The 8,971-nt window shown below is 60.9% G+C and carries 9 protein-coding genes and 1 tRNA gene; 4 read left to right on the top strand and 6 right to left on the bottom strand.

The features are described 5' to 3' along the window. Nucleotide 1: 1 nt before the first annotated feature. The 5 genes from rpoH to QEZ49_RS17175 all read right to left on the bottom strand — a co-directional run bounded on the left by rpoH (nt 2) and on the right by QEZ49_RS17175 (nt 4,515). On the bottom strand, nt 2–898 hold the full coding sequence (gene rpoH, locus QEZ49_RS17155) for an RNA polymerase sigma factor RpoH (RefSeq protein WP_280388550.1): 897 nt from the start codon (nt 896–898) through the stop codon (nt 2–4). Nucleotides 899–1,329: 431 nt separating this feature from the next. Further along, nucleotides 1,330–1,974: a hypothetical protein gene (locus QEZ49_RS17160; RefSeq protein WP_280388551.1), complete on the bottom strand. Its 645-nt coding sequence runs from the start codon at nt 1,972–1,974 to the stop codon at nt 1,330–1,332. Between the two features lie 632 nt (nt 1,975–2,606). Then, nucleotides 2,607–2,939 carry a hypothetical protein gene (locus QEZ49_RS17165; RefSeq protein WP_280388552.1) on the bottom strand — a complete coding sequence of 111 codons (333 nt, stop codon included), beginning with the start codon at nt 2,937–2,939 and terminating at the stop codon, nt 2,607–2,609. Next, nucleotides 2,929–3,456: a type II toxin-antitoxin system antitoxin SocA domain-containing protein gene (locus QEZ49_RS17170; protein WP_280388553.1), complete on the bottom strand. Its 528-nt coding sequence runs from the start codon at nt 3,454–3,456 to the stop codon at nt 2,929–2,931. Before QEZ49_RS17170 ends, QEZ49_RS17165 begins: the two co-directional genes overlap by 11 nt. 30 nt (nt 3,457–3,486) lie before the next feature. Continuing rightward, the gene (locus tag QEZ49_RS17175; protein WP_280388554.1) at nt 3,487–4,515 is read right to left on the bottom strand and encodes an RluA family pseudouridine synthase; all 1,029 of its coding nucleotides are present in this window, start codon (nt 4,513–4,515) and stop codon (nt 3,487–3,489) included. A gap of 49 nt (nt 4,516–4,564) precedes the next feature. Between QEZ49_RS17175 and QEZ49_RS17180 the strand changes: the two genes are divergently transcribed. From QEZ49_RS17180 to QEZ49_RS17195, 4 genes are all read left to right on the top strand, one after another. Continuing rightward, nucleotides 4,565–5,128, top strand: a complete 564-nt coding sequence (locus tag QEZ49_RS17180; RefSeq protein WP_280388555.1) for a hypothetical protein — start codon at nt 4,565–4,567, stop codon at nt 5,126–5,128. Nucleotides 5,129–5,212: 84 nt separating this feature from the next. After that, nucleotides 5,213–5,288, top strand: a tRNA-Glu gene (locus QEZ49_RS17185). Nucleotides 5,289–5,784: 496 nt separating this feature from the next. Next, entirely contained in the window at nt 5,785–7,368 is a 1,584-nt protein-coding gene (locus QEZ49_RS17190) for a multicopper oxidase family protein (RefSeq protein WP_280388556.1), read from the top strand. Nucleotides 7,369–7,517: 149 nt separating this feature from the next. Continuing rightward, entirely contained in the window at nt 7,518–7,934 is a 417-nt protein-coding gene (locus QEZ49_RS17195; protein ID WP_280388557.1) for a TonB C-terminal domain-containing protein, read from the top strand. Between the two features lie 252 nt (nt 7,935–8,186). On the opposite strand, the gene QEZ49_RS17200 is transcribed toward QEZ49_RS17195, so the two are convergent. Then, the gene (locus QEZ49_RS17200; RefSeq protein ID WP_280388558.1) at nt 8,187–8,669 is read right to left on the bottom strand and encodes a cupin domain-containing protein; all 483 of its coding nucleotides are present in this window, start codon (nt 8,667–8,669) and stop codon (nt 8,187–8,189) included. Between the last annotated feature and the right edge of the window lie 302 nt (nt 8,670–8,971).

Consider the following 8,971-nt stretch of genomic DNA (forward strand, 5'->3'; position numbering starts at 1 on the left):
ATCAGTGCGTTGCAGCTTCAGCCTGTGCCGCTTCCACCTTGGCCGCGGCCGACTGCACTGCCTTCTGCACCTTCTCGAACGCGCGCACCTCGATCTGACGGATACGCTCGCGCGAGACGCCGAACTCGCTGGAGAGATCTTCCAGCGTTGCGGGCTGATCCGAAAGACGGCGCGCTTCGAAGATGCGCCGTTCGCGATCGTTCAGCGTTGAGAGCGCACTGGTCAGATAATTCTTGCGCTGATCCAGCTCCTGCTCTTCGCCCAGAACGTCTTCCTGCGTTGGCGCGTCATCCGCCAGCCAGTCCTGCCACTCGCCGGCTTCGCTGTCGGCGCGCACGGGTGCGTTCAACGATGAATCGCCGCCAAGGCGCCGGTTCATCGACACGACATCCGCTTCCGTCACGCCGAAGCGCGTGGCGATGGTTTTCACGTGGTCGGGGTGCAGATCGCCGTCGTCCAGGGCCTGAAGCTGGCTCTTGGCGCGGCGCAGGTTGAAGAACAGCTTCTTCTGCGCAGCGGTCGTGCCCATCTTCACAAGGCTCCACGAACGCAGGATGTACTCCTGGATCGAGGCGCGGATCCACCACATGGCATAGGTTGCCAGGCGGAAGCCCTTGTCCGGGTCAAACCGCTTCACCGCCTGCATCAAGCCGACGTTGCCTTCGGAAATCACTTCGCCAATGGGCAGGCCATAGCCGCGATAGCCCATGGCGATGCGCGCGACCAGCCGGAGGTGCGAGGTGACGAGCTTTTCCGCTGCATCCTGGTCGGCATGTTCCTGCCAGCGTTTAGCCAGCATGAATTCTTCGCCCGGTTCCAGCATTGGAAACTTGCGAATCTCTTCCAGATAACGTGTGAGGCCCAACGAGCCCTGTGCGATAGTCGGAAGTCTAGCCATAACCTCTACCAGCCGCCCAATGCCCCGGGCGGTCCCTCTTTCAATCCTTTGCGGGTAGCCGTTTGAGGGTACTGAATACCTTTAAGTGGCAAATCCCTCTTACATAACGGGAGAAGCCGCGATTTCCGTCGCGCCGTTTCCCGCCGTGCCCGCTCTGCTACCTATACGCAGCCCAACGCTATATTGTTGCACTGGGCCCATCTCACAAGCGCAGGGAAGGGCCGATTTAAGGGCCTCCGCCGGCACTTTTGGCGAAATGCGCCGAAGTGTTGCCGCTATGGTACTAATCGGTAACATAGCCTAAAAGGTCCGGCCTGTCGGGTCGAATTATGAACGGACCTAACCCCGGCTTTTCTGCGGCGGGCGGATTTGTCCTTAAATCCCGTTTTTTGCTTCGGGACTACACTGCGTGCCTATGCAAGCCCTTGAATTCAAGGCTTTTCCATCGCCAGCTGGCTAAGCATCGTCACCGCCACAATGATGGCAATCGTACCAGCGGCACGCAGCCAAGTACGGGCCGCGCCCGGCGCCAGCAGCGGCGGCCAGGCGGCAATTCCAAGCATGCCAAGGGCGAGCCAACCTGCCATCTCACCCATAGGGTTGAGTGCGTTCTCCAGCCATTTGCTCAGCCAGTAGTACCCCGATCCAGCGGCGGCTAGCAGGGTTAGGAAAGCAAAATCACTGGCCGTTCGACGCCGCACGTGCGCGACATACGCCGCACGTGGTGGGGGGCGGAAATAGCCGAGCGCGAACAGCGCTGCACATGCTGCCGCGGCTGCAAACAGTCCCGTGTACGCCCAAAAAAACAACGGGTCGGACGATTTGCTGAAATGGCCATATCGGTAGTGCGGAAGATAGCCCGTCACTAAAGCGCCGATGAAAACCGCGCACAGCGCCGCTGCGATCACGCCTGCAACAATTCTCGAACCTTTTGTTGTCTTGGGAGCATCCTCGGGCATGAGCGCGCCCACCCTTTTCCTGCCCATGAACGGACCAGAATGACCATTGGTGGCTGCAGGAAACGTCGAAATTTTGAATATCGAGCCGCAGAGCGTCCAGTCAGTGCTGAACGTCATCGCGCTGTGAAACTGCTAGCTACCAAAGCCAAGCTCGTACGCACGCGCTCAAGCTGAAAGGCACCGGGAAGCCCTCCAGTCTGTCACGCCTTGCCTAATCCGTTCGATCTCGCTCCAACGCATCCAGAAGGCGCTGCAAATCGGCGGTAGCTCGCTCGCCGATTTTGATGGAAACCTACAAGTCGGCACATGCGGACGCATGCCTCTTCTCAACGTCTTCCCGACGCAGGTCGGGATCTACGCCAGCTTCCGGATTTGCGCCTAGCGCAGTTTGGGCAAGCACGCTGCAACCGGAACCGAAGGCCACTCTTGAGACCTGCATGGATGCCGGCGTTCTTTTGGCGCTCGGCGGCTCCCCGTAGGGAGTCCCCGCCGGTGCATGCCTGAGGCGGGCAGCAGTCGATGCGTTTCAATCAAACGCAATGCGGTCGGTGGTGTCGCCCACACTGATGCATCCCCGTCAGAGCAAAGGTGCGGGCTTAGACCTTGCTCCCACGCGCGCTTTCCCTAGTCCTTCTGATCGCGCTCCAGCGCGTCCAGCAGGCGCTGAAAGTCCTCCGGCGGCTCGCTTTCGAACATCAGCGCCTCGCCGGAAACCGGATACTTGAAGCCCAGTCCGAAAAGTGGATTGTTTACTCGGCACCACTCTTTCCGTTGGACGCCACCCTATCAAGGGCTCGGCTCAAGATTTGGACGACCTCTTCCATGCCCATGCGTTTGGCGAGGGGGATGAGAACGAGGAGCTCTAACACTAGGAGCGCTATTGGTCCGCCAAAGGTAGGCATGACGGAGAAGAACACTACGTTGAAGAGGATGACGACTATAGCGATGAATATAAAACGGTCTTCGTTGCGGGCGTCGCGCTCATTAGTAAGGCGCTCTTGAAGTTCGGCAATTTGCTCGTCTCGTGGGTCTGGTTCGTCAGGCAAAATAACACCAAACTCAGGTCTTTGCTTATCCGGCATTGCCCAGACCTTGATACTCTTCGAGAATGTGGGCAGTCGGGATAATGCAATGACGCTCGCCTGGTTTGTAATTGCGCTCCCAGGCACCACCGGGGCGGTGGGTCGCGTTCACGAGGCGACCTGCGCCAGCGTCGCCGATGTTGTCAAACGCCTCATCAAGAATCTGTCGCTCTGGGCCAGAAGGCAAATCGGGAGCGCTATGAAAAACGTCGCCCACTTTATTACGTCCAAAGATGCGCGCCACTCGATATAGGTCGGGATGCACCGGGCCATAATCCCACGCTTCGAAATGCCCTCTTACAAGCGGCTGTCCGGTCCGCCCAAGATAGAACATATGCGCCAAATAAATGATCTTTTGGAGCTCAAGATTTGAAAGCGACCATCCGGAGCGCTGAGCCACCCGCTTGGCGGCTGATAGGACAGAAACTGCCATAGCAACCTCCTTTTTTAATTGGATTGCCCTTTGTTGAGACTTGATGTTTCCCAAAAGAGAAGTCAAGTTTTGCTTTAAACGCATGCAGTCGGCGCATAACTGCTTGCTGTGGCGTTAGTCCTTCTGATCGCGCTCCAGCGCATCCAATAGGCGCTGGAAGTCCTCCGGCGGCTCGCTCTCGAACATCAGCGCTTCGCCGGAAACCGGATGCTCGAAGCCCAGCTCGGCGGCATGCAGCGCCTGCCGGTCCAGAGCCGCCAGCGCTTCCTGCGCCTCCTCGCCCAGCCGCGCCGCCTTGGCCTTGAACCCGCTGCCATAGACAATGTCGCCCAGCACCGGATGACCGACATGGGCAAGGTGGACACGGATCTGATGCGTGCGGCCGGTCTCCAGCATCACCCGCAGCAGCGTCACCGGCCCGGCCTGCGTGGCGAAGGTGTGGACGCGCTCATAGTGGGTCACGGCGTGGCGGCCGGATTCCCCGCGCACCACGGCAATCTTGGTGCGGTTGCTCTGGCTGCGGCCCAGCCGCGCCTCGATGGTATCGCGCGGGCGCAGTGGTGTGCCCCACACCAGCGCCAGATAGGCGCGATGCATGCGGCCATCCTCACCGTGGGCGGCGAACTGATCCGCCAGCCCCTGATGCGCCTGATCGTGCTTGGCAACCACCAGCAAGCCCGATGTGCCCTTGTCCAGCCGATGCACGATGCCGGGGCGCCGCACGCCGCCGATGCCGCTCAGGCTGTCACCGCAATGGGCGATCAGGGCGTTGACCAGCGTCCCGTCGGCATGGCCGGGAGCGGGATGCACAACCATGTCGCCGGGCTTGTCGATGACGATAACGTCATCGTCCTCATAGACGACGTCGAGGTCTAGCTTTTCGCCCTGCGGTTCGGCCGGTGCTGGCGGTGGCAGCGTTACGGTGAAGGTGTCGCCTGCCTTGACCCGATAGGAGCCGTCGGCCGCGCCAGCATTGTCGCCGGGGCCGGTGACGTTGCCGCTGCGGATCAAAGCCTGTATGCGGGCACGGCTCAACGTGTCGATGCGCTGGGCCAGCAGCTTGTCGAGGCGGATGCCTTCTTCCTCCTCAGCAACTGCGAATTGCTGGGAATTTGCGCTTTGTGATTCCTCGACAGTGGACATAGCCTTGCGTACTGGCCTCCGGATGGCCTCCGCGATGCGGGAGGACGAGATGTCAACGACTGATACAACTGCTGCGCCAGCGTCGGTGGCCGCCGCTCCGGGGTTGAGCCCGGAGGAAGCACGCCTGCAGCGCACTATGAAGATCGTGGTCGTGGCGCTGGGGGTTCTGCTCTTTGCCGGCCTTGCAGCTATTGCCGGTCGCATCATCTATCTCGCGTCAGCGCGCGACGCGCAACCGTCCGTCGTGGCAGTTCAGCCGCCAGCGCCCCGGCTTGCCGTTCCGCCCGGAGCAGGGGCAGCATCCGACATGCCTTCCGGAGCAGGCGCCGGTGCCGCTACCGGTGACGCTGCAACCGTTCCTGGGGGTGTAGCTTCCGCCGCTCATCCCGGAGCTGCATCGGCCGGCGCCTCGTCGGCTGCTCACACCGCCCGGCTGCCCGCCACTGTTGCCCCTTTGAGCTTGCCAGTGGGTGCGGTGATCCGTTCCGTCTCCATATCGGGTGACCGTCTGGCGGTTCATTTCGAGGGCGCGGGCGCTGAAGGCATTGCCGTTTATGATCTGGCGTCTGGACGGCCGTTGACGATCGTTGACGTAACGCGCGCGCCCGATTGACGCGATGGCGCGCGGTCGTCACAAATCTTGAAAGAAACGGCTTGCTTGTTGGGGGCTTAGTCCCATATAGGTTCGCTCAGCGCTGTCCCGTTCGTCTAGTGGCCTAGGACACCAGCCTCTCACGTTGGGAACAGGGGTTCGAGTCCCCTACGGGGCGCCATTCATTCGTGTGAGAATTTGATATCTCAGGGGGATCTTGGGTCGCTTTTCCCAAACTCGTTCCCCAAATCCCAAACCTTCCGTATGGCCCGACGTTGGGATGCCATGCTGCTCCCGCACCAGGCGATCCATCGCCGAGCGGGCGAGCTTTCTCTGCTCAGCAGCCTTCGTGTAACGCGCGACCGACCTCCTCACCGACACGGGCAGGGTGGTGACTGCTACCACATCAGTTTGGCGGCGGTTCAACAGCCTCCCGCAATGATGGGCATTGAACTCGCGAACTGCTCGGTCGGGAGCTTGAGCGCGCAGCCCATGCGGCATTGGACATTAATGTTGAGAATCGTAGTATAGAATTTGCATTCCAACTTGGGGAGGCTGATCGCGCGCCCTGCATACCTGACGGCAAGTAGCGATGCGCGACGTCAATAACCCCGGGTACAACGAGGATCGCGCTCCCGTATCTATGCTCGGTGTACGATATCCGCGGAGTTCTAACGATGACAGGTCGCGGCATGCGCTATCTGATTCCTGTCTGGATAATCGGCCTGTTGCTTACCTTCGGGATCTTTCGCGCGGCGCTTAAGGAGCGGCCTGGCACATCGCTACTACCCGAAGTTTCAGCCGTAGGCCCCGAGATCGCCGAGCCTCCCAGTTTGCGACCAGTCAACGGCGTGCTCGACGTGACGCTCACGGCGAAGCCTGCGCGGGTTGAGGTCGCGGGGCGCACGCTCCTCACCAATGTCTATAACGACCTCTATATCCCGCCGGTGCTGCGGCTGCGCCGCGGCGATGAACTGCGCCTGAAGTTCGTCAACGAGACGGGTCAGTCGGACCTCGGTGTCAAGCATAGGCAGGTGTCGAACGTGCACTATCACGGCATGGCCATCCCGCCCGTGCAGCCGGCAGATGACATCTACATGCTGGTGCCGCCGGCAGGCGGAATCGTGAAGCACGAGCACGCGCACAAGCATGGCGACGAGGGCAAGCATGTCGACCACACGCTGGGCGCCGACATCATGGCGACCAACAGCTACGACTATCGCTGGACCGTTCCTGCCGACCACGCCACGGGGCTCTTCTGGTATCATCCGCATCCGCATGGAATGTCGGAGGCGCAGGTTCTCGGCGGCATGTCGGGAATGCTGGTTATTGAGGATCTGATCGAGCGTCTCTATCCGGAGCTGCATGGCCTTAAGCGCCGCACGCTGATCTTGAAGGACATCGCCCTGCCGGGCTCCGACGACGACCCCAAGACCAAGACGATCAATGGCGTGCTCGGTGGCGTAATACACATTGCGCCCGGCGCCTTCGAAATCTGGGAGATCGGCAACCTCGGAGCGGACGCCTATTTCGACCTAGCTATCGATGGTCATCGGTTTTGGCTCCTGGAGCAAGACGGCAACGCCCTGGATCGTCCGCTGGAGATCGACCACGTGTTTCTGCCGCCGGCTTCGCGCGCCCGCGTCGTCGTGGAGGCGGGGAATACCGGCCTCTATGGCCTGCGCACGCGCGCTGTCGATACCGGCTCCGCGGGAGATCCCAATCCCGAGGTCTTGCTCGCCACCCTCAATGTCGGCTGCGGCAGCCCGCCCGGCGATGCCGGCAGCATCCGCGCGCGTCTTTCCCAGTCGGCTGCCGGCGAGGGAGGGCGTGCGGCGCGCATTGCGGCGCTACCCGTCACGCGCTCGCGCACCATCACCTACACTGAGAGCGACGATGGAAAGGTCTTCTTCATCGACGGGCGTGAGTTCGACATCAACCGCATCGACGTCGATGTGACTCTCGGCGATGTGGAGGAGTGGATAATCGTCAACGACACCGACGAGCGGCACACATTCCACATCCACCAACTCGACTTCCTAGTGCAGTCGGTGGCCGGGAATCCCCTCGAGACGGCCGGCATGCGCGACAATGTAGATGTGCCGTTCCGCAATCCAAAGACGCGTGTACCTGGCGTGGTGAAGGTCAAGATCCCTTTCACCAATCCGCTCATCGTCGGCAAGTTTCCCTTCCACTGCCACATCCTCGAGCACGAGGACGGGGGCATGATGGCCAACGTGCGCGTGCGCCCGCGGGATTGATCAGGCGTTGACTGAGCTTTTCGCATTCCTGTCGCAGTTGCCGGATGGTGATGTCGTCATCGCCCGGCATCTTGTGATTGTATACTTTCCCAGAATAAGTTTTGGCCGCATAGATCGTGCGGGAAATTAGAACGAACTCGGGGGAGCGAATGCTGCGTATTTTCCTTGGAGCGATGGCGATCTTGTGCCTTGCCGCGCCTGCGGCCCAGGCGGCGAACGGCAAGGCGGGGCGGAACCTAGTCGTTGTCGATTCCCCCTGCGGACGCCAGACCTATCCGAAAGACCAACTCGAGGTCTTCAAGGCCTATAAAGCTCGCGCAGGCGCCTACGTGCGCTCGCAGCTGCTGTGGCCGGACCGGCCGGTGCCGCCGGGGCTGGTGTGCGTCGTCCTCACAGTGCGGCCGTCGGGGCAAGTCCTGTCGCGGAGGATCGGCAAAAGCGGCGGCGCGTTTCTGGACCAACTGGTGATGCGTATGATTGCGAACGTCACTTTGGTGCCGCCGCTGCCCAAGTCGTTGTCGAATACGAAGACGGAGATGATCGGCATACCCCTCCGTTTCCGGTAGCCACGCTTTTCAAACAACCTGAGCGGAGGGGCAGGGATAAGGGTTGCGTGATGGTTGGAGCAAGGAGCAATACCGGTACGGATTGGCGAGCCCGGCTGGGCCATCGTCTGGCGACTTCTACGAGACGAAGATCGACGTTTGACAGTCGGATCCCCTCAACGAGCGGATGTGATCGGCGATCATCAAGGGAGCGCTGGCAATGCTGAGGGGTAGCGTCTGCAATGGGCCGCTCCGGCCAACGTTACGGAGAGGCTACAGCCTGTAGCCCAGCAGTTTGCCGAGGATTGCTGCGATCCGCATGACGTTGTGGGGCGGGTTTGCCGAACGGATCTCCTTCTCGTGTGCCACGAAGAGCATCGAGACCAGAATGAGTGATTGAAAATCCTTCGGGGGCAGCCTCATTCGACCATCGACCACCAAAGCCTGCAGCTTTCTGAAGAACGGCTCGAACTCGAGCGCCGGCTTGTGCACGTTCACAAGTCGAACTTCGGTCTCGTGAGGGTTTCTCAGCGTGTGCGGAGTTCCTGGCGGCACCGTCACCGATTGGCCGGGCCCAAGCTGCTGCCACGTCCCGTCGACGCAGACATCAAGCGTGCCGGCGAGTACCTCGTAGCTCTCCTCGGCGAATGGGTGCGTATGCAGAGGCGGCCCCGCAGATCCCGGTGCGAGTACGTTGATCGCCTCGAAGAATTGGCCCGCCGTATCGGAGGTGGAGCGTGTGATCTCCCACCTCATACCCATCGCTCCAAAGTCAAGCATCCGGTCTTGCATTTGCACGGTCATAGATGGGCTCGGCTCAATATCGGCGCAGCAGAAATGCCTTGCATCGCTGGTCGTGCATAACATTCCGAAGACTGCGAGGTCCGCAGCGGCTCATGACTACGCACCACTATCTTGGGTAACTTGGCTGGGGTGCTTGCGAGCCACCTCATTAGCGACAGTGTCTTCGGCGCCCCGGGGTGGCGGTGTTGCGCCTCGCCCATGTTTGCGAAAGGTTACGGGGCCTCACGAGGAGACTGCCCTTTCTCTCATGAAGC

It is taken from the genome of Hyphomicrobium sp. D-2 (assembly GCF_029872155.1).
Classification (GTDB): domain Bacteria; phylum Pseudomonadota; class Alphaproteobacteria; order Rhizobiales; family Hyphomicrobiaceae; genus Hyphomicrobium_A.